This is a genomic window from Alloalcanivorax sp. C16-2 (genome assembly GCF_046507615.1).
Classification (GTDB): Bacteria; Pseudomonadota; Gammaproteobacteria; order Pseudomonadales; family Alcanivoracaceae; genus Alloalcanivorax; species Alloalcanivorax marinus_A.
Genome location: NZ_JBKFTL010000004.1, coordinates 336124 through 355891, shown reverse-complemented (window position 1 = coordinate 355891; position 19768 = coordinate 336124). Strand labels below are relative to the sequence as shown.

At 66.4% G+C, this 19768-nt stretch carries 17 protein-coding genes and 1 riboswitch; of the genes, 8 read left to right on the top strand and 9 right to left on the bottom strand.

From position 1 onward, the window contains the following. Nucleotides 1-117: 117 nt before the first annotated feature. Complete coding sequence (locus tag ACLD02_RS16930) at nt 118-1017, bottom strand: LysR family transcriptional regulator (RefSeq protein ID WP_203106086.1); 900 nt, start codon at nt 1015-1017, stop codon at nt 118-120. A 157-nt stretch (nt 1018-1174) separates the two neighbouring features. Between ACLD02_RS16930 and ACLD02_RS16925 the strand changes: the two genes are divergently transcribed. Both ACLD02_RS16925 and ACLD02_RS16920 read left to right on the top strand, forming a co-directional pair. Next, complete coding sequence (locus ACLD02_RS16925; protein ID WP_203106085.1) at nt 1175-2359, top strand: acyl-CoA dehydrogenase; 1185 nt, start codon at nt 1175-1177, stop codon at nt 2357-2359. Nucleotides 2360-2377: 18 nt separating this feature from the next. Next, nucleotides 2378-3604, top strand: a complete 1227-nt coding sequence (locus tag ACLD02_RS16920) for a CaiB/BaiF CoA transferase family protein (protein WP_410299243.1) — start codon at nt 2378-2380, stop codon at nt 3602-3604. Nucleotides 3605-4017: 413 nt separating this feature from the next. Here ACLD02_RS16920 and ACLD02_RS16915 read toward each other — a convergent pair whose 3' ends face one another. After that, nucleotides 4018-5025 (bottom strand): AraC family transcriptional regulator, encoded by a 1008-nt coding sequence (locus tag ACLD02_RS16915; protein WP_203106083.1) that lies wholly within the window; start codon nt 5023-5025, stop codon nt 4018-4020. 132 nt (nt 5026-5157) lie between these two features. Here ACLD02_RS16915 and ACLD02_RS16910 point away from each other — a divergent pair, with 132 nt between their 5' ends. The 3 genes from ACLD02_RS16910 (at nt 5158) to cysQ (ending at nt 8225) form a co-directional block, all read left to right on the top strand. Then, entirely contained in the window at nt 5158-6687 is a 1530-nt protein-coding gene (locus ACLD02_RS16910; RefSeq protein ID WP_203106082.1) for a flavin-containing monooxygenase, read from the top strand. A 171-nt stretch (nt 6688-6858) separates the two neighbouring features. Further along, nucleotides 6859-7407: an ADP compounds hydrolase NudE gene (gene nudE, locus ACLD02_RS16905; RefSeq protein WP_203106081.1), complete on the top strand. Its 549-nt coding sequence runs from the start codon at nt 6859-6861 to the stop codon at nt 7405-7407. Continuing rightward, nucleotides 7407-8225, top strand: coding sequence for a 3'(2'),5'-bisphosphate nucleotidase CysQ (gene cysQ / locus ACLD02_RS16900; protein WP_203106080.1), 819 nt, complete (start codon nt 7407-7409; stop codon nt 8223-8225). The genes nudE and cysQ overlap by 1 nt, the downstream gene beginning before the upstream one ends. 98 nt (nt 8226-8323) lie before the next feature. Here the strand turns inward: cysQ and ACLD02_RS16895 are convergent, their stop codons facing one another. Together ACLD02_RS16895 and ACLD02_RS16890 are read right to left on the bottom strand one after the other, a co-directional pair. Next, nucleotides 8324-8590 carry a hypothetical protein gene (locus ACLD02_RS16895; protein ID WP_203106079.1) on the bottom strand — a complete coding sequence of 89 codons (267 nt, stop codon included), beginning with the start codon at nt 8588-8590 and terminating at the stop codon, nt 8324-8326. A 140-nt stretch (nt 8591-8730) separates the two neighbouring features. Further along, entirely contained in the window at nt 8731-9438 is a 708-nt protein-coding gene (locus ACLD02_RS16890; protein WP_410299242.1) for a Crp/Fnr family transcriptional regulator, read from the bottom strand. 138 nt (nt 9439-9576) lie between these two features. Here ACLD02_RS16890 and ACLD02_RS16885 point away from each other — a divergent pair, with 138 nt between their 5' ends. Both ACLD02_RS16885 and ACLD02_RS16880 read left to right on the top strand, forming a co-directional pair. Next, the gene (locus ACLD02_RS16885) at nt 9577-10185 is read left to right on the top strand and encodes an HD domain-containing protein (protein WP_410299241.1); all 609 of its coding nucleotides are present in this window, start codon (nt 9577-9579) and stop codon (nt 10183-10185) included. Between the two features lie 158 nt (nt 10186-10343). Beyond that, nucleotides 10344-12209, top strand: a complete 1866-nt coding sequence (locus ACLD02_RS16880; protein ID WP_410299240.1) for a LamG-like jellyroll fold domain-containing protein — start codon at nt 10344-10346, stop codon at nt 12207-12209. Nucleotides 12210-12504: 295 nt separating this feature from the next. On the opposite strand, the gene ACLD02_RS16875 is transcribed toward ACLD02_RS16880, so the two are convergent. The 5 genes from ACLD02_RS16875 to ACLD02_RS16855 are packed head-to-tail and all read right to left on the bottom strand — an operon-like array spanning nt 12505 to nt 17259. After that, on the bottom strand, nt 12505-13956 hold the full coding sequence (locus ACLD02_RS16875) for a cobyric acid synthase (RefSeq protein ID WP_410299239.1): 1452 nt from the start codon (nt 13954-13956) through the stop codon (nt 12505-12507). Beyond that, nucleotides 13953-14564 carry a cob(I)yrinic acid a,c-diamide adenosyltransferase gene (gene cobO / locus ACLD02_RS16870; RefSeq protein WP_410299238.1) on the bottom strand — a complete coding sequence of 204 codons (612 nt, stop codon included), beginning with the start codon at nt 14562-14564 and terminating at the stop codon, nt 13953-13955. Before cobO ends, ACLD02_RS16875 begins: the two co-directional genes overlap by 4 nt. Nucleotides 14565-14589: 25 nt before the next feature. Continuing rightward, complete coding sequence (locus ACLD02_RS16865; RefSeq protein WP_410299237.1) at nt 14590-15387, bottom strand: ABC transporter ATP-binding protein; 798 nt, start codon at nt 15385-15387, stop codon at nt 14590-14592. Then, nucleotides 15387-16331: a FecCD family ABC transporter permease gene (locus tag ACLD02_RS16860; protein WP_410299245.1), complete on the bottom strand. Its 945-nt coding sequence runs from the start codon at nt 16329-16331 to the stop codon at nt 15387-15389. The genes ACLD02_RS16865 and ACLD02_RS16860 overlap by 1 nt, the downstream gene beginning before the upstream one ends. A 22-nt stretch (nt 16332-16353) precedes the next feature. Then, nucleotides 16354-17259 carry a cobalamin-binding protein gene (locus ACLD02_RS16855; RefSeq protein WP_410299236.1) on the bottom strand — a complete coding sequence of 302 codons (906 nt, stop codon included), beginning with the start codon at nt 17257-17259 and terminating at the stop codon, nt 16354-16356. 151 nt (nt 17260-17410) lie between these two features. Next, a riboswitch (cobalamin riboswitch) is annotated at nt 17411-17627 on the top strand. Between the two features lie 131 nt (nt 17628-17758). Here ACLD02_RS16855 and ACLD02_RS16850 point away from each other — a divergent pair. After that, on the top strand, nt 17759-19750 hold the full coding sequence (locus tag ACLD02_RS16850; protein WP_410299235.1) for a TonB-dependent receptor: 1992 nt from the start codon (nt 17759-17761) through the stop codon (nt 19748-19750). Nucleotides 19751-19768 lie beyond the last annotated feature (18 nt).

Here is a 19768-nt window from a genome sequence, read left to right as displayed (position 1 = left end):
GCCACCGGGCTGACAGGGGATGGTAGCTAATCATCTCCCTGCGGAGAGACACAAGGAGCGACTTCAGTCGCGATGAAGATGGCACCGGAGCGGATCGCGATTGAAGGGAACGCCGCCCTAGGGGGTACCGCTGAAGCGGCGGGCGGCGTCCACCAGCCAGGTCTGGAAGTGCGCCAGGGTCTCGTTGCCGCGCTGGCTGTCAGGCACCACGAACTGGTAGGCGTCGTTGCTGCGGAAGCTGTGCCGGAACGGAATCACCAACTGGCCGCTGTCCAGCTCCTTGGTGATCAGGAACGGCGGAATCAGCGCTACCCCCATCTTCTGAATCGCCGCCTCGGCGAGCATGGTGAACAGCTCGTAGCGGGGGCCGGCCATGTCCCGTTCCACTTTCAGGCCCAGGGATTCGAACCAGGTCCGCCACATATAGGGGCGGGTGGTCTGTTGCAGCAACGGCAGCCGGGCGATGGCCTCGCCGTCCAGGTGGCCGTCGCCGGCCAGGTCCGGGTGGCACACCGGCACTGGCTCTTCGTGCATCAGTGGTACCGCCGTGGTGCCCGGCCACTGGCCGTCGCCGAAGTAGATGGCGGCGTCGAAGCGGGTGTCGGCGAACAGAAACGGCCGGGTGCGGTTGGTCAGGTTCACGGTGATGTCCGGGTGCCGTTCACGGAACGCGGCGAGCCGGGGCAGTAGCCAGCGGGTGCCGAAGGTGGGCACCACCGCCAGTTCCAAAATGTTATTCGTGCCATGCTTGCCCATGGCTGCCAGGGTATCCCGTTCCAGCTCGTTGAGGCGCGCGCTGACCTGCCGGCTGTAGTGCAGGCCGGCGGGTGTCAGGTGCACGCCCTGGCGCCCGCGCCGGAACAGCTTCACCCCCAGGAATTCCTCCAGACCATTGATCTGGCGGCAGATCGCGCTCTGTGTGAGGGACAGTTCCTCGGCGGCCTTGGTGAAACTCTGGTGGCGGGCGGCGGCCTCGAAGCCCACCAGGGCGGTGGTGCTGGGAATGTTGCGGCGCATGGTGTCTCCGGGGCGGGTTCTTGAAGTGAGGAAAAAGCACAATGGGGTGAATATTAATCGCTTGCGGAGAGGGATAACAGGTCCATAGGATGGACGCCCTTTACGGGTCCCGCCCTCGCCGCGGCGCTCTATATCAACAAATGCATAGGTGGACATCATGGCGAATCAGGCTTCGTTCAACTGGGAAAGCCCCCTGCTGCTCGATCAGCAGCTCACCGAAGACGAACGCATGGTGGCGGACTCCGCCCGCCAATACTGCCAGGACAAACTGGCGCCCCGCGTGCTGGAGGCCTTCCGCAACGAGAAGACCGACCCGGCCATCTTCCGCGAGATGGGCGAGCTGGGCCTGCTCGGCGCCACCATTCCGGAAGCCTACGGCGGCGCCGGCATGAACTACGTATGCTACGGCCTGATCGCCCGTGAGGTGGAGCGCGTGGATTCCGGTTACCGGTCCATGATGAGCGTGCAGTCTTCCCTGGTGATGGTGCCGATCAACGAATTCGGCTCCGAAGAGCAGAAACAGAAATACCTGCCCAAGCTGGCCAGCGGTGAGTGGATCGGTTGTTTCGGTCTGACCGAGCCGGACCACGGCTCCGATCCGGGCAGCATGGTGACCCGCGCCAAGAAAGTGGACGGCGGTTACAGCCTGACCGGCGCCAAGATGTGGATCACCAACAGCCCGATCGCTGATGTCTTCGTGGTCTGGGCCAAGACCGAGGACGGCAAGATCCGGGGCTTCATCCTGGAGAAAGGCTGGAAGGGCCTGTCCGCGCCGGCGATCCACGGCAAGGTGGGCCTGCGCGCTTCCATCACCGGTGAAATCGTGATGGACAACGTGTTCGTGCCGGAAGAGAACATGTTCCCGGAAGTGACCGGCCTGCGCGGTCCGTTCACCTGCCTGAACTCCGCTCGCTACGGCATCGCCTGGGGCGCCCTGGGTGCCGCCGAGGACTGCTGGTTCAAGGCTCGCCAGTACACCCTGGACCGCAAGCAGTTCGGCCGCCCGCTGGCCGCCAACCAGCTGATCCAGAAGAAGCTGGCCGACATGCAGACCGAAATCACCCTGGGCCTGCAGGGCTGCCTGCGCCTGGGCCGCATGAAGGACGAAGGCACCGCGGCGGTGGAAATCACCTCCATCATGAAGCGCAACTCCTGCGGCAAGTCCCTGGACATCGCGCGCCTGGCCCGCGACATGATGGGCGGCAACGGCATCTCCGATGAATTCGGCGTGGCCCGCCACCTGGTGAACCTGGAAGTGGTCAACACCTATGAAGGTACCCACGACGTGCACGCGCTGATCCTGGGCCGCGCCCAGACCGGCCTGCAAGCCTTCGCCAACTAAACGCTTCGGAGAAGTCTGATGTCCGGAGCATTGTCCCACCTGCGCGTACTGGATCTGTCCCGCGTTCTGGCCGGCCCCTGGGCCGGTCAGATCCTGGGCGACCTGGGCGCCCGGGTGATCAAGGTGGAACGGCCTGGTCGCGGGGACGATACCCGTGGCTGGGGCCCGCCCTACCTGAAGGATGGCGACGGCGGCGACACCGACCAGGCCGCCTACTACCTGACCGCCAACCGCAACAAGGAATCCGTGGCCATCGACATCACCCGGCCGGAAGGCCAGGAACTGGTGCGCAAGCTGGCGGCGGAATGCGACGTGGTGCTGGAGAACTTCAAGGTCGGCGGGCTCAAGCGCTACGGGCTGGACTACGACAGCCTGAAAGCGGTGAACCCGAAGCTGATCTATTGCTCGATCACCGGTTTCGGCCAGGACGGCCCCTACGCCAAACGCGCCGGTTACGATTTTCTGATCCAGGGCATGGGCGGGCTGATGAGCCTCACCGGTCACGCCGAGGGCGAGCCCGGTGCCGGGCCGATGAAAGTGGGCGTGGCGCTCACCGACATCACCACCGGCCTGTACGCCACCATCGCGGTGCTGGCGGCCCTGTCCCACCGGGACCGCACCGGCGAGGGGCAGCACCTGGACATGGCGCTGTTCGACGTGCAGATGGCCTGCCTGGCCAACCAGGCGATGAATTACCTGACCACCGGTCAGTCGCCGCGCCGGTTCGGCAACGCCCATCCCAACATCGTGCCCTACCAGGATTTTCCCACCGCCGATGGCGACATGATCCTGACCGTGGGCAACGATGACCAGTTCGCCCGCTTCTGCGAGGTGGCCGGTCATCCGGAATGGGCCGAGGACCCGCGTTTCGCCACCAACCGCTCGCGGGTGGAGCATCGCGATGTGCTGGTGCCGTTGCTGCGCCAGACCACGGTGATGAAGACCACCACGGAATGGCTGGCGGCTCTGGAAGCGGTGGGCGTGCCCTGCGGCCCGGTGAACAACCTGGAGCAGGCGTTCGCCGATCCCCAGGCCCGGGCCCGTGGCCTGCGCCGGGAGATGGATCACCCCACCGCCGGCACCGTGCCCACCGTGGCCAGCCCGCTGCGCCTGTCGGCGACGCCGGCGGAATACCGTCTGCCGCCGCCGCTGCTCGGCGAGCACACCCGCGCGGTGCTCGGCGACATGCTGGGCCTCGACGAGTCGGCCCTGGAGACCCTATTCGCCAACGGCGTGGTCGCCTGAGGCAGAATCCGCGCGGCCTCCGATCTCGGGCCGCGCTGCGCTGACAGCTGAGATCTCTGCCTTGACTTTGCCGCTCCGGTCCCCCCGGAGCGGTTTTTTTTGTTCATCGCGGCTAAAGCCGCTCCTACCGCGCAATTCAACCGCCAACGCAACGCTACAAAGCCGCGCGAGACGCCACCTCGTAGCCTGTCGTCGTGTGCCCCCTTCCGGGACCCTGTCAAACAGGATGTTTGACCGGGAGCCCCCATGGGTGAGGCAAGCGTGTTGCGAAGCACTGCTTCGCGCGCCGCCGAACGCCGCCCATCTGTGATGGGTGGCCGGACCCGCTTGCGGGGGTTCACGGCGTTCCCGGAAGGGGGCACACGACGACAGGCGGCCCCGATGGAGGGTTTGGCCCCTGTTCCTCGTCGCGGCTACGAGCCCAACCTCCGGTATTTCGCCGGGGTCTGCCCGGTCCAGCGCTGGAAGGCGCGGATGAAGGCCGCCGTCTCGCTGTAGCCGAGCCGATCGGCGATGCGCTCCACGCTGAGCGAGGAATCCCCCAGCAAGGCACGGGCCTTGCGCAGCCGCACGTCATCGAGAATTTTCTGGAAGCTGCGTCCCTCCTCCCCCAACCGGCGCCGGAAGCTGCGCTCCGGCAGATCGAAGGTGGCGGCGGCGCGGGCGGCGTCCGGGAAGTCGCCGAGAAACAGATCCAGGTAAGCGGCCACCCGATCCGCCAGCCCTTCCGGGGCGCCGGCCCGACGCGCCAGCAGGGCATCGCATTGGGAGCGGTACAGCTCCTGGGCGGCTTGGTTGTGGAACGGCAGCGGCGTGGCCAGGTCCCGGTTGCGGATGGTGGCCTGGGCCCAGGGCTGGTCGAAGCGGATCGGCGCCCGGAAATATTCTTCATAGAAAGCCGTGTCGCGGGGTTCCGGATAGGGCAGCCAGATTTCCCGGGGCGCCAGGTCCAGGCCCAGCTGGGTCTGCAGATCGTTGACCAGGCGGAAGGTGCCGGTCATGTCCCGGTCGATGAGCATGCGGCGCACCGAGGCGGGCAGGGCGATGGGTTTGAGAATCAGCGCCGTGTCCTGCTCGCCGGGCACCAGGGACAGCTCGCCGTACAGATAGGTCAGCGCCTGGTAGCGCACCCCCAACTGAAAGCCCTCGAAGGCGGTGCGGCTGGTCATCAGCAGCATGGTCAGCGGGCCGTAGCCGGCCAGGCCGAAGCGCTGGCCCATCTCGAAGCCGAACGCCGGGTCGCCGGCCAGCGGCAGCAACTCGGTGAGCACCGCCAGTTCCCGGTCACGTTCGATTTCGCCGTTGGGGTCCAGGCGCGCCGGGTCCAGCCCGTGGCGGGCCAGCACCGCGTCGCACGCCACTCCGCGCTGGCGGAGCAGGTCCACGGTATACATCAGGGCAAGGATCGAGCGCTGCGACATTTTTTGGCCGGAATTATCAATTTCCGGGTCAGCTTAACAGCTTTCTTCCACCTTCCGCCAAGGTAGGGTAGGCCCATCGAAAAGGCGCCCGGGTCAACCGGGCCAGCGCCACCCGTGAACAGGGAGAACAATATGAACAGTCGAGTGAACCCGGCAAACCGGGCCGTGAAGGTCGCCATCGTCGGCGGCGGTTTCGGCGGCCTGTGCATGGCCATCAAGTTGCGCGAGGCCGGCATCGAGGACTTCGTGGTGCTGGAGAAGGCCGGCGAACTGGGCGGCACCTGGCGGGAAAACACCTATCCTGGCTGCGCCTGCGACGTGCAGTCGCACCTGTATTCCTATTCCTTCGAGGGCAACCCGGACTGGTCCGCCCGCTACAGCGGCTGGCGGGAAATTCAGGACTACATCCTGGCCACCGCCGGCAAGCACGGCATTCACGAATGTACCCGCTTCCACGCCGAGGTCACCGGCGCCCACTATGACGAAGCCCGCGCCCGCTGGACCCTGGACCTCACCGACGGCGACCAGGTGGAATGCCAGCACTGGGTGCTGGCCAGTGGCCCGCTGCACGTGCCGCAAATCCCGAATTTCCCCGGCCTGGAGCGATTCCAGGGCAAGGTGTTCCACTCTTCCCAGTGGGACCACGACTACGATCTGAGCGGCAAGAAGGTGGTGTCCGTGGGCACCGGCGCCAGCGCCATCCAGTATGTGCCACAAATCGCCCCGCGGGTGGAGCGGCTCACCGTGGTGCAGCGCACCCCGGGCTGGATCATCCCCCGCGACGAACGCCGCTACAGCGCTTTAAGCAAGCGCCTGTTCCGGCGCTTCCCGGTGCTGCGCAAACTGCACCGGGCGCGGCTCTACTGGAGCAACGAGTCCCGGGTGCTGCCGATCTTTCACCCGCGCCTGGCCACGTTGCTGGAGAAGGGCGTCAAGCAGTTCATCCGCTATCAGGTAAAGGACAAGGACACCGCCCGCCGCCTCACGCCCAGCTATACCCTGGGCTGCAAGCGCATCATGATCTCCAACCGTTACTACCCCACCTTCAACCGGGACAACGTGGAGCTGGTCACCGAAGGTGTGAAGGAAGTCCGTGAGCACAGCATCGTGTTCAGCGACGGCAGTGAGCGCGAGATGGACTGCCTGGTGCTGGGCACCGGCTTCGTGGTGGACCCGCGCATCTACATGCAGGGTTTCCCCATCGTCGGTCGGGGCGGGCGCACCCTCCAGGAGGACTGGAAGGACGCCTCCGAGGCCTATCTGGGCGTCACCGTGGCCGGTTACCCGAACCTGTTCCAGATGGTCGGCCCGAACACCGGCCTGGGGCACAACTCCATCGTCTTCATGATCGAGTGCCAGGCCCGTTACATCGTCGACGCCATCGAGAAGACCGACGCCAAGGGCGTGGACGCCCTGGACGTGAAGCGCTCCGAAATGGACGCCTTCAACGAGAAGCTGCAGAAGGATGTGGCCGGTACCGTCTGGCAGCAGGGCGGCTGCAGCAGCTGGTACCAGCAGGCGGACGGCAAGAACGTGGCGATCTGGCCGTACTCCACCTGGCGCTACTGGCTCAAGACCCGCCAGGTGGATGAGAGCAAGTACCACTGGGAAAAAGCCGCGCGGCCCGTCACCAGCACCGCCGCCACCCCCACCAATACGTAGGAGCGACTTCAGTCGCGATCCGGCGTTTGAGCATCGGGCCATACGCCGGATCGCGACTGAAGCGGAATGCCGCCCAGTCGCTCCTACAGCGCCAAGGCCAGCGCCAGGCGCGGTCGGCTTGGGTTCTTTTCGCGATCCGGTTAGGCTTAGGCTCCACGCTCAGGAGCGCCCATGGACGACCGCAAACCGGAGATCATCGACACCCGCCTGATCGCCAGGAGCCGCCTGTTCGGCATCGAGGAAATGCATCTGCGTTTCAGCAACGGCGAGGAGCGCACCTACGAGCGCCTGCGCACGCCGCCCATCGCTGGCGTCATGTGCGTGCCGCTGCTGGACCCGGACACCGTGGTGTTGATTCGCGAGTACGGCGCCGGCGTCGAGGATTACCAGATTACTCTGCCCAAGGGCGCCTACGAACACGGCGAGGACTGGCGCGACGCCGCCAACCGTGAACTCAAGGAGGAGGCTGGCTACGGCGCTCGCAAGCTCACTCTGCTCAAGCGCATGACACTCTCCCCCGGCTACATGGGGCACGCCATCACCGTGGCCCTGGCCGAGGACCTCTACGAGGAAAAACTGCCCGGCGACGAGCCGGAACCCCTGGAAGTGATCACCTGGAAACTGTCCGATCTGGACCGCCTGCTGGAACGCGACGACGTGACCGAGGCGCGGGTGATCGCCGCTCTGCTGATGACCCGACGGATATTGGAAACCCGCTAATGACCGACCTGCACGCCCTGCTGGAACCCGTGGCCCACATCGCCGCGGACGCCGGCGCCGCCATCCTGGAAATCTATAACCGCGGCGACGTGGACGTGGACCGCAAGGACGACGACAGCCCGATCACCGCCGCCGACCGCGCCGCCCATGAACTGATCGTCGCCCGGCTCGCGGAGCTGACCCCGGAGATTCCGGTGTTCTCCGAGGAGTCCGGAGGCATCGAATACGCCGACCGTAAGGACTGGCCGCGCTTCTGGCTGGTGGACCCGCTGGACGGCACCAAGGAATTCATCAAGCGCAATGGCGAATTCACCGTCAACATCGCCCTGGTGGAAGGTAACCGGCCGGTGCTGGGCGTGGTCCAGGTGCCGGTGTTGGACGTCTGTTATCTGGGGGGCGAAGGCCTCGGCGCCTTCAAGGAAGAGAACGGCCAGCGCCAGGCGATCCACTGCCGCGAACGGCACCTGCCGGTCATCATGGTGGCCAGCCGCAGCCATGGTGGTGGTACCCGGATGGAAGTGCTGGAAGCCCTGATCCAGCAACGCCTGGGCGCGGTGGAAAAAACCTCCATGGGCTCATCGTTGAAGCTGTGCCTGGTGGCGGAAGGCAAGGCGGACATCTATCCGCGCCTGGCGCCCACCAGCGAGTGGGATACCGCCGCCGCCCACGCGGTGGTAAGCGCCGCCGGTGGCGAAGTGGTGAACACCGATTTCGAGTCGCTGGTCTACAACAAGGAAGATATTCTCAACCCCCATTTCCTGGTGCTCGGCCAGCCCGCCGCCGATTGGCGCTTCATCCATTCCGCCGTGGCGGAATAAAGGCCGGATCGCGGCTGAAGCGAAACGCCCCCGGCCGCTCCTACACGGTGTCTTCCCGCTGTAGGAGCGGCTTCAGCCGCGATCGACGGCGAAGCCGTCTATCCCACCCAGCTCGGCAACAACCCCATCAACACCGGCTGCACCTGCTGGTTCAGCCAATACGCCCCGACCGCCACCATGGACAGTTGCACCATGGGCAGCATGATGCCCAGGGCCAGTACGTTCACTAATACTTTCTGGCGTATCCGTCCGCTCCACAGCAGCAGGGCCAGCACCGTGAAAACCGCCAGCGGCAGGGCGAGAAGATCGTGCAGTGCGGGCGGTGCCGGCAACGCGGGGGTGAGGTGGAACGGCAACTCGAACATGGGACGTGGAGCTCAGTGGGTATTAGGAAATTAATACTACTGAGTATTACTGTAGGGTTGCGTGAATACTAAGAACTTCGTCACAGTATGGTATCAAAGTGCCATCAGCCGACCTGCGCCGATATCATGGTACATACGTCCTAATTTTCGCCATGGTCCTGGAGGTCCAGGTAGTCGCGCAGCGCCATCGGGTCCGGTACCGTGACCTGCCCATAGCTGAAGGCGATCAGCCCCTCCGCCTCCAGCGTCTTGAGCACGCGGTGCACGCCCTGGCGGGTCATGCCCATCATGTTGGCGATGTGCTCGCGGGTCAGTTTGAAGGTTACCGGCCCGCTGGCGCGGCTGCCCGGGTCGTGCATGGCGGCCAGAAACAGCAGCCGCCGACCGACCCGCCCGGGCATATCGCGCAGGGCGTTGTCCTCGATGATGGAAATCGCCGACCACAGGCGCCGGCTGAGCATGTCCAGCGTGCGTGGGTAGGCCTCCGGATGGCGCGCCAGCAGATCCCGGTAGGCCTGGCCGGGCACCTCCACCAGCTCGCCGTCGCTGTGGGCGGTGGCGCCGAACACCCGTGGCATGCCCGGCGAGAACACGGTATCGCCGAACCAGGCGCCGGGCTCGAACAGGGTCAGCATGATTTCCCGGCCCTCGGCGCTGGTGGAACTGATGCGCACGTTGCCAGCGCCCACCACGGACAGCGCCGACTGCACCTCGCCGCGCTCATAGAGCACCTCGTTGGCCCGGAATGGCCGCACCCGCGCCACCGCCGCCGCTTCCGCCAGCGCCGCCGCCGGCAGGCCGGCCAGTAGGGAGCAACCCCGCAATACTTCAAGACTGTGATCGGACATGGCCCATCCACCCGGCCCCGGAAACTGTAAAGCCGTTGACAGTATGGCCGCCGTCGCCGGCTCTAGACTGTCCCCACGGCATAAACAGCATACCAATAACAGAGCCAGGGCCCGCCGGGCCCCAGCCAGGAGAGCATCATGCACGAGCACGAACCCCGCGCCCAGTTCAAGCATATGGAAGACGGCACCGCCGAGGACTGGCGGATCATTTCCCAGGCCTTCGGTGGTTTCGCCCGCGAGCTGCCCGATCGCATCATCGAGCACCTCAAACTGCTGGAAGGCGATTGCGGTGGCTTTCCGGTGGATCGCCTGACCCATTGCCTGCAGACTGCCACCCTGGCGCACCGCGACGGCCAGGACGAGGAGTACGTGGTGTGTGCCCTGCTGCACGATATTGGCGACACTCTGGGGCCCTACAACCACGCCGACGTGGCGGCCAGCCTGCTGGAGCCCTTTGTCAGCGAGGAGAATCACTGGATGGTGAAGCACCACGCTATCTTCCAGGGCTACTACTTCTTCAACCATCTGGGGCTGGACCGCGACCTGCGCGAGCAATTCCGCGATCACCCGTGCTTTAAACGCACCGTGGAATTCTGCGCCAAGTACGATGCCGCCGCCTTCGACCCGGAGCAGGAAACCCTGCCGCTGTCGTTCTTCGAGCCCATGCTGCGTCGGGTCATGGCCAGCCCCAAGCGCTCCCTCTACAAGAAATCCCTGGACCCGCAACCCGCCGAACAGAACGCCTGAGCGGCGCCGCGCGTCGGGCTCGCGTTCGCGACGCGGCGCGCGGATTGGGTGTGTACACCCTGACTGTCAAAAACAGCGAAATATTTCGGCCATCGCCGAGTCATACATCATCCTTAAGGTGAGCTCCGCGTAACTAGTCCTTACTCGGGAGACTCACCATGAATACCCTGCACCCGGCCCGGTGGCGCGCCACCTGGCTGACGTTTTTGTTGTGTCTTTTTCTCTCCGCCTGCGGCGGCGACAGCAGCTCCGGCGGCGGTGGCGGCGACACCACGCCACCGGACGGCAATGACGGTGAAGCCGCCAACGCCTTCACCCTGGCGGTGCTGCCCGATACCCAGAAGTACGCCCGTTATTCGCCGGAGCGTTATACCGTTCAGACGCAATGGATCGCCGACCATTACCAGGAAGAAAACATCAAGTTCACGGTGCATCTTGGCGACGTGGTCGACCGTGCCAATGTGCCCGAGGAATGGGTGGAGGCGCGCAACGCCATGCAGATTCTGGAAGCCAATCCGGAAACGCCCTACAGCGTGCTGGCCGGCAACCATGATGTGATGAACAGCGGGCAGTGGGACGATCAGCGCACCCTGGCCAACGAACCTTTCCTGCAGCACTTCCCAGCGTCCCTGCAGGCCTCCAACTTCGGCACCTTCCAGGGCACCGACGACACTGGCTTCAACAGCTATCACCTGTTCCAGGGCGGCGACCGGGAGTACCTGGTGCTGGCCCTGGACTGGCTGCCGTCGCAGCAAACCGTGGCCTGGGTACAGGACGTGCTCGACCAGCATCCGGACACCCCCACGATTCTCACTACCCATCAGTTGCTGGGCATCGGTTCCGATGGTGAAACCGCCGTGTTCACCCCCCTGGGCCAACAGTTGTGGGAAGACCTGATCCGTTCCAATGACCAGATTTTCCTCACCGTGAGCGGCCACAACCACGGCGAAGCGACGCTGATTGGCAAGAACGACTATGGTCGCGACGTGGTGATGGTGGTGGTGGATTACCAGTCCGGTTTCTGGGGCGGCAACGGCATGATGCAGCTGGTGACCTTCAACGAGGCGGACCAGCAACTGGACTTCCGCTCCTACTCACCCTGGGTGGCGGCCATTCCGGAAGCCGAGCGCCAGCCCCAGGATGAACTGTCGCGCTGGGAATTCAGCGTGACGATGAACTTCGAGCGGCGTTTCGCCGACCTCAACCAGGGCACCGTCGCCGACGCTCCGGGCAACATCGAGGGCACCGAGGCCTATTGGATTCTCGACGACGATCACCGCATCACCCGCGCCGACGGCTCGGTGCAGTTCCTGGACGCCTCCGGTAACGGCAACACTCTGGAGCTGGTGGATTACAACGATCCCCAGGGCGAGCAGAGCGACTTCTTCGAACTGCGCGACGACGCGCCGCCGTTCGGTTACGCCACCGGCACCGCCACCTTCCACGGCAACAACGACATCGGCGGCTATTACCTGACCACCGGCGGGCCGGGGCTGAGCTTTGAAAACAGCGCCGCCGGCAAGCCAGGTTTCCTGCCGCAATACACCATCGAAGCCATCGTCCGCCTGCCGTCCGATTGGATGCGCGACCAGAATCAGTGGTCCGGCATTCTCAACCACGAGCCGGGCATCAGTCAGGTCTGCCAATACCACGAGGTGGGGTGCTCCGGCAGCGATGCGTCCCTGGGCTTGAACGTTTCATCCCTGAAGGAGTTCCAGTGGGTGAGCACTTCCCAGAATGGCAAGGGTCAGGACAACTGGTCCTGGGAAGTGGCCAGCGATTACTGGTACCACATCGCTTTGGTGAACGATGGCGAGCGGGTGCAAATGTACGTGGACGGTTCCCTGACCATGCGTACCGGCGTTGATTCGCAGCAGGGGCTGCTGGTGGAGCCGGGGCAGCCCTGGAACATCGGCATCAACAGCTGGCAGGGCAACCCGGGGAATCTGTTCGCCGGCGATATCGCCGAGATCCGCATCAACAATCGGGCGCTGGATCGCAGCGAATGGCTGTACAACCAATAACGTTCCGATCACCTCTTCAAGCGCCCCCCGGGGCGCTTTTTTTATGCGCGCTGGATTGGGGAGGCTCCATCGGGGACGCGTCTCGGTGTGGGCCCCCTTCCGGGAACGTCGTGAATCCGTCCTGGAGACTCCCGGTCAAACATCCTGTTTGACAGGGTCCCGGAAGGGGGCCCACACCGAGACGCCCTTCCGGGACCCTTGAGAACAGGACGTTCGAAAGGGAGCCTACAGGGACGTACTCGCGGCGTTCCCGGAAGGGCGTCGCGCCCTGAGCCGCGCCCCTGCTGGAGCAAACCTACGTCAGGTTCAGAAGCGTGAGGAGGGCGTCGGTGTCCAGGTGCTGGTCGATGGCGTCGGCCAGGCGGTCCAGGTCGTGCTGGCGGTGGGCGTCATAGTCGATGGCGTTGGCATTGTCGGCCAGGCCGGCCCAGCGCAGCAGGGCGTCGGTGGCGCCGGGGTCGTCGAACAGGCCGTGCAGGTAGGTGCCGCGCACCCGGTCGTCGTCGCTGAGGGCGCCGTCGGCGCGGCCGTCCAGGCGCAGCAGCGGGCGGTCCAGGGCGGGGCCTTCACTGACGCCGTTGTGGATCTCGTAGCCGTGGATCGGCACGCCGTCCGGCAGCAGGGTGCCGCTGACGTTGCGCAACTGCTTGCCGCGAACCAGGGTGGTGCGCAGGGGCAGCCAGCCCAGGCCATTATCGCCGCCGGGTTGGCCTTCCAGGCCGTCCGGGTCCTCGATGCGTTCCCCCAGCATCTGAAAGCCGCCGCAGATGCCCAGCACCTTACCGCCGTAGCGCAGGTGCCGTTCGATCTCCCGGTCCCAGCCCTGCTCGCGCAGGAACGCCAGGTCGGCGCGGGTGGCCTTGCTGCCGGGCAGGATCACCAGGTCCGCCGCCGGCCAGGGCCGGCCCATTTCGGCGAAGCGCAGCTCCACGCCGGGGTGCAGGCGCAGGGGATCGAAGTCGTTGTGGTTGCTCATGCGCGGCAGTAGCGGCACCGTCACCTTGAGCGCGCCGGCGTGGTGCTCGCCGCCGCCGGCCACCGCGTCCTCCGCGTCCAGCATCAGGCCGTGCAGGTAGGGCAGCACGCCCAGCACCGGCTTGCCAGTGCGTTGCTCCAGCCAGTCCAGGCCGCTTTGCAGCAGCGCCGGGTCGCCGCGAAAGCGATTGATCACGAAGCCGCGAATGCGCGCCTGTTCCTCCGGCGGCAGCACTGCCAGGGTGCCGACGATCTGCGCGAACACGCCGCCCCGGTCGATGTCGGCCACCAGGATCACCGGGCAGTCGGCCAGCTCGGCGAAGCCCATATTGGCGATGTCGTTGGCGCGCAGATTGATCTCCGCCGGGCTGCCGGCGCCCTCGGCGACCACCACCGGATGGCGGGCCGACAGCGCCGTCCAGGCATCGCGCACCGCGTCCCGGGCCGTCGCCTTGAACGCGTGGTAATCGAGCGCGTCCATGTTGCCGTGCACCCGCCCGCGCAAAATTACCTGGGCGCCCCGGTCGGTCTGCGGCTTGAGCAGCACCGGATTCATATCCGAATGCAACGGCACCCCCGCCGCCAGCGCCTGCAACGCGGTGGATCGCCCCACCTCGCCGCCGTCCTCGCTGACCGCGCTGTTCAGCGCCATGTTCTGCGGCTTGAACGGCGCCACCGCCACCCCGCGCCGCGCCAACCACCGACACAACGCCGCCACCACCAGCGTCTTGCCGGCGTCGGAGGTGGTGCCCTGAACCATCAACGTCGTCACAACTCCACGCCTTTCTGCGCGCGGACCCCCTGATCCTTGAACGCATGTTTGACGACTTTCATTTCCGTCACCGTGTCCGCCAGTTCGATCAGTTCCTTGGGCGCGTAGCGGCCGGTGACCACGGTGTGTTGCAGGGGCGGCCGGTTCTGCAGGTCGTCGAGCACCGTGTCCAGGTCCAGGTAGTCGTAGCGCAGAGCGATGTTGAGCTCGTCCAGCAGCACCAGGTGGTAGCTTTCGTCGCGCAGCATCTTCCGGGCTACTTCCCAGGCCGCCTCGGCGGCGGCCACGTCCCGTGCCCGGTCCTGAGTGTCCCAGGTGTAGCCCTCGCCCATGACGTGGTAGTCCACGTTGGGCAGGTCGCGGAAGAAGGCTTCCTCGCCGGTGCTGAAGGCACCCTTGATGAACTGCACCACGCCTACCTTCATGCCGTGGCCCAGGGCCCGGGCCAGCATGCCGAAGCCGGAGCTGCTCTTGCCCTTGCCCGGGCCGGTGAGCACCAGCAGCACGCCCTGGTCCTTGTCGGCGCGAGCAATGCGTTCCTGCATGATCCGTTGTTTTTTCGCCATGCGTTCGGCGTGGCGTCGCGGGGTCTTGGCGTCTTCGCGCATCGGTCTCTCCAGTCGCGGGGTGGCGTTAGTGGTCGGCGGCCACCGGGTCGTCGGGATTCGGGGTGGGCACGAACACGGGCGCGCCGCCCACCCGGGTCATGGTCAGCGGCTGGCCGTACAGCCGTTCCAGGGCGCGGGGCTCGAGCATCACCTCGGCGGGGCCGGCGCAGTGCTGGCCGTCCGGGAACAGCAATAGAAGATGGTCGCACCAGCGTGCCGCCAGGTTCAGGTCATGCAGGCCCATGACGACGGTGGCGCCGCGCCGGGCCTGATCGGCGAGCAGCCGCATCACCTCCACCTGATGACGCAGGTCCAGATGGTTGGTGGGTTCGTCGGCCAGCCACAGGGCCGGGGTCTGGGTGAGGGCGGTGGCGATGGCCACCCGCTGGCGCTCGCCGCCGGACAGGGTGGTCACCAGCCGGTCCGCCAGGTGGTCCACCGCCAGGGCGGCCAGGGCCTCCCGGGCCAGGCGCAGGTCCTCGGCCCCTTCCCGTTGCCAGGGGGCCAGGAACGGGTGGCGGCCGATCAGAGCGGTTTCCAGCACCGTGGCCGGGAAGCCGTCCTGGCGCTCCTGGAACACCAGGGCCAGGCGCCGGGCCACCATCTTGCGTTTGAGGGTGGCCAGAGGCGCGCCGTCCAGGTAAACCCGGCCGGCGCGGGGCGGGTGCAGCCCGGCCAGGGTGTGCAGCAGGGTGGTCTTGCCGGCGCCGTTGGGGCCCAGAATGCCCCAGCGCTGGCCCGGCGCCAGGCACAGCGACAGCGACCGGCCATCGGCACGGCCGGGAATGTCGATCACCAGGTCCCGGGTTTCCAGCATCGCCATCAGCGGCTCCGGTACAGCAGAAACAGGAAGGTGGGCACCCCCAGCAGGGCGGTGATCACGCCCACCGGCAACTGCTCCGGGGCCAGCAGGGTGCGAGCCAGGGTGTCCGCCAGGGTCAGCAGGGCGCCGCCGGCCAGCACGCTGGCCGGCAGGATCAGGCGCTGGTCATTGCCCAGTAGCAGGCGCAGCATGTGCGGCACCACCAGGCCCACGAAGCCAACGCTGCCGGCGGTGGTCACCGCCACCGCGGTGAGCAGGCTGGCCAGCACGTAGACGGTGATTTCCAGGGGCCGCACCGCCACCCCAAGGGCCGCCGCCTGCAGCGGGCCCCGGGCCAGCACATTGAGCGTGCGCCCCAGGGGCAGGGTGGCCAGCAGCGCGGGTACCAGCACCAGCCAGGCGGGCAGCGGCGAGCGGGCGTAGCTGAGGTCGCCCATCAACCAATAGAGCATGCCAGGCAACTGGTCGGCGGGGCTCAGGGTGAGCAGGAAGGTGACCACGGCGCTCCAGCCGGCGGCCACCACCACCCCGGTGAGCAGCAGCCGGGTCGGGCTCCAGCCGCCCACGCCCTGGGCCAGGCCGAACACCAGCAGCGTGGACAGCAGCGCCCCGGCGAAGGCGGCGCCGGACACGCCGAAGGCCGCCGCCCCCACCAGCATGGCGCCCAGGGCGCCCACCGCCGCGCCGCCGGACAGCCCCAGCACGTAGGGGTCCGCCAGGGGGTTGCGCAGCAGCACCTGCATCAGGGCACCGGCCAGGGACAGCAGGCCGCCGGTGGCGAACGCCGCTAGCGCCCGGGGCAGGCGCAGGGACAGCAGCAGCTCCCGGTGCAGCGGGTCGCCGCCGCCGGTGAGCACCGCCAGCAGTTGCCCCACCGTGATCGGCACGCTGCCCACCGCCAGGGCGGCGGCCACCGCCAGCAGGCCGAGCCCGGCCAGCACCATCAGGGCCGCCAGGCCCCGACCGCTAACGCCGGGCACGGGCGGTCTCCAGGTGGCGGCACAGTAGCCGGGTGCCCTTCAGCATCCGCGGAGTGGGGCGCTGCAGGGTGGAGGGCGGCACGAAGAACAGGTTATCCCGCTGCACGGCGGTGAGCGCCGGGAACCGCTTCCAGGGTTCCAGCCACTCCGGATTGTCCTCGCCCATGCCGCCGGCGACGATGGCCTCCGGGTCCTTGGCGATCACCGCTTCCTTGCCGATGCGCGGCGCCAGGCTGGTCTGATCGGCGAACACATTGATGCCGCCGCACACACGGATCGCCTCGCTGATCAGGTGCTCGCCGTTGACCGTCATCAGCGGCTCTTCCCAGACCTCGTAGAACACCGTCACCGGGTCCGCGTCGGCGTAACGTTCGCGCAGATCGGTGATGCCATCGCGGAAATGGTCGGCGACGGCGCGGCCGGCCCGTTCGGTGCCGGCCAGCACGGAAAAACGTTCCAGGGTGTCGGCCACGTCGGCGAAGCGCAGCGGCTCACCCCGGTAGACGGTGAGCCCAAGTTCCTCCAGCCGCTGAACCTGGGTGTCCGGATTGCCGCTGATCCAGGCCACCACCAGGTCCGGTTTCAGGGCCAGAATCGCCTCCATGTCCAGGCGCTTGTAGCTGCCCACCCGGGGCAGCGCCTTGGCCGCCGGCGGGAAGTCGCTGAAGCTCACCGCGCCCACCAGCCGCTCGCCGGCGCCGGCGTCGAACAGCAGCTCGGTGGCGCCGGGGGACAGCGCCACGATGCGCTCTGCCGGTTGCTCCAGGCACACCCGCCGGCCCGCGTCGTCGTCCACGCAACGGGCCGCGAAGGCGTTGCCGCCGGCGGCCAGCAACAGGACCGTGAACAGGCACGTCGGCAGGGAGCGCCAGTGCCGTTGGCGGAGAAACATGTGCCGTTGGCGGAGAAACATGAAGTGCGGCATAAGGCCCCTTGCTCGGTTCGACTGCCGGGGCATGATACTTGGCGGGGTGACTTTGTGCTGCCCCCTTGGCCGGCGGCGAGTTGACTTTTGCCGGCCAGGACCTAGCATTGCCGGCCAGTAATCACATTCCGCGGCAGGTGTCCCGGCTGCTCAGGCGCCGGGATGAAACGGGAAGTTTGGTGCCATGCCAACGCTGCCCCCGCAACGGTGATCGGTTTCGGATTCGAAGGGTCCATCGGACCAGCCACTGCGCTCGCGTGGGAAGGCCTTGAATCCTGGGCGCGTTTCGCGCCCGGCCGTCAGCCCGGAGACCGGCCTGCCGCCGGCTATCAACGTCATCGCGGTGGGCCGTGACGTGGGATAACGCCGAAACGGCAAACCCGTCCCTTTGATAGCTATCCGGCTTGTTACGCGCCGCCACCGCCAGGTGACGGCGCCGCCGCGCGTGCGCGCGCAACGGGGAATCATGGGACTCAGAACCACGTATTGTCTGGCGCTTGCCGCCCTGGTATCGGCACCGTTCCGTCTTCATGCCGAGGAGACGAACCGGGTGGCGCCGGTGGTGGTGTCCGAGGCGCCTTCCAATGTCGCCGCCGGTTTGACGCCGGAGGACGAAACCGGCCTGGTAAGGGTGGTGGAGCGCGATGCCTTCGCCAATCGCATCACCAGCCTGGCGGATACGCTGCGCGATCAGACCGGCGTGCAAATCCGGCAAAGCGGCGGGCTGGGCAGTAATTCCGCGGTGTCCATTCGTGGCTCCAGCAGCAAACAGGTGCAGGTCTACCTGGATGGCATGCTGCTCAATGATCCAGTCAGCGGCGATGTGGATCTCAGCCTGTATTCCCTGCATGACGTTGGCGAGATCCAGATTTATCCGGGCAACGCCCCGGCCCGTTACACCCAGGCCGCCGTCGGCGGCGTGGTAGCGATGACCTCCCTGGGCGCGGATACCCCGTCTTCCACGCGCATCAATCTGGGCGCCGGTTCCCAGGGCGCGCGCCGCGCCGGTTTGTTCCGCGCCGGCCATGAGGGGCGCTTCGATTACTGGATCTCGTTGAACCGGCAGCAGGCGGACAACGATTTCGAGTACGAAAACCGCCGTGAATGGTTCAACCCCAATGACGGCGCGGAAAGCCGCCGGCGCAACGCCGACATGGAACAGAACGATGCCAGTGCCCGGCTTGGTTACCGGTTGTCCCCGTCCCGCCGCGTCGATGCCCTGTTGCAGTGGACCGACAAGGACCAGGGTATCCCCTCGATCCAGAATTGGGCGATCAATGAAGCGCGGCTGCAAACGGAACGCAAACGGCTGCAACTGCATTACCAGGACAGCGGCTGGTGGGACGGGCGCCTGCAAAGCAGTCACCGCCTGGTGGTGGGCAAGCGGGAACAAACCTATGTGGACCGCGTCGGTCGCGTCGGTACCGGTACCCATGACAGTCGCACGGACACCGAGCAGCTTGGGATCAATAATTCACTGACCTGGCTGCTGGGCCGGCACCGGCTCACGGTGGGGTTGGACGCCAGCCTGTACCGGCTCGATCAGGAAGACCGCCTGCAGGCGGACCCGAAAACCGAACGCGAGCGGCGCCAGCTGACCTCGGCGCTCAGCCATGAATGGCACAGTGGCAATGAACGCTGGCGCACCCAGGCGGTACTGCGCCGCTTCGATGTGTTCGACGAATCCGACGACGTGCGCACCGACAACAGCCGCGACGACGGCGATACCCGGCGCCACTACCACGCCTGGCAATTAGGGGCGCGCTACGCGGTCAACGATCATCTCTGGCTGTTCGCCAATGTGGCGCGTCAGGTTCGTATTCCCACCCTGCTGGAGCGTTTCGGCCAGCAGGGGCTGTTCGTCGGCAACCCGGATCTGGAAGCCGAGGAAGCGCTCAACGCGGATACCAGCGCGCGCCTGCTGTTTCCGAGAGGCTACCTGGAAGTCACCGGCTTCGTGCGCGACCTGGACCCGGCCATCACCGCCATTTACGACGCCCGTGGCGTGGGCCGTTACATCAACGTGGCGGCGCGGATTCGCGGCGTGGAAGTGGAGGCCGCCTACGACCTGCTCGATAACTGGACCCTGACCGCCAGCGCCACCGGGCAGGATTCCGAGAACCGCTCCGATACCCTGGCGGACCAGCGGGACAAGTACCTTCCAGGTATTTATCACCGTACCGCGCGCCTGGAAAGCGCCTGGCGGTTTGCTCCCTTCACCGCCCGCCTGAGCTGGAATTACCGCGATGAGCTGTACTACGACGCCGCCAATCTGCTGGAGGCGGACACCAGCAAAACCGTGGACGCCAGCCTGGGTTGGCGCCACGCCTGGGGCCCTCGACAGGAGACCCGGGTCAATCTGGAAGTGCGCAACCTGACCGACCAGTTGTACCAGGACTTCAACCGGTTCCCGAGCCCGGGCCGGACCTTCTTTCTCAATCTGCAGCACAGCTTCTAACGATCGTGCGCCATAACG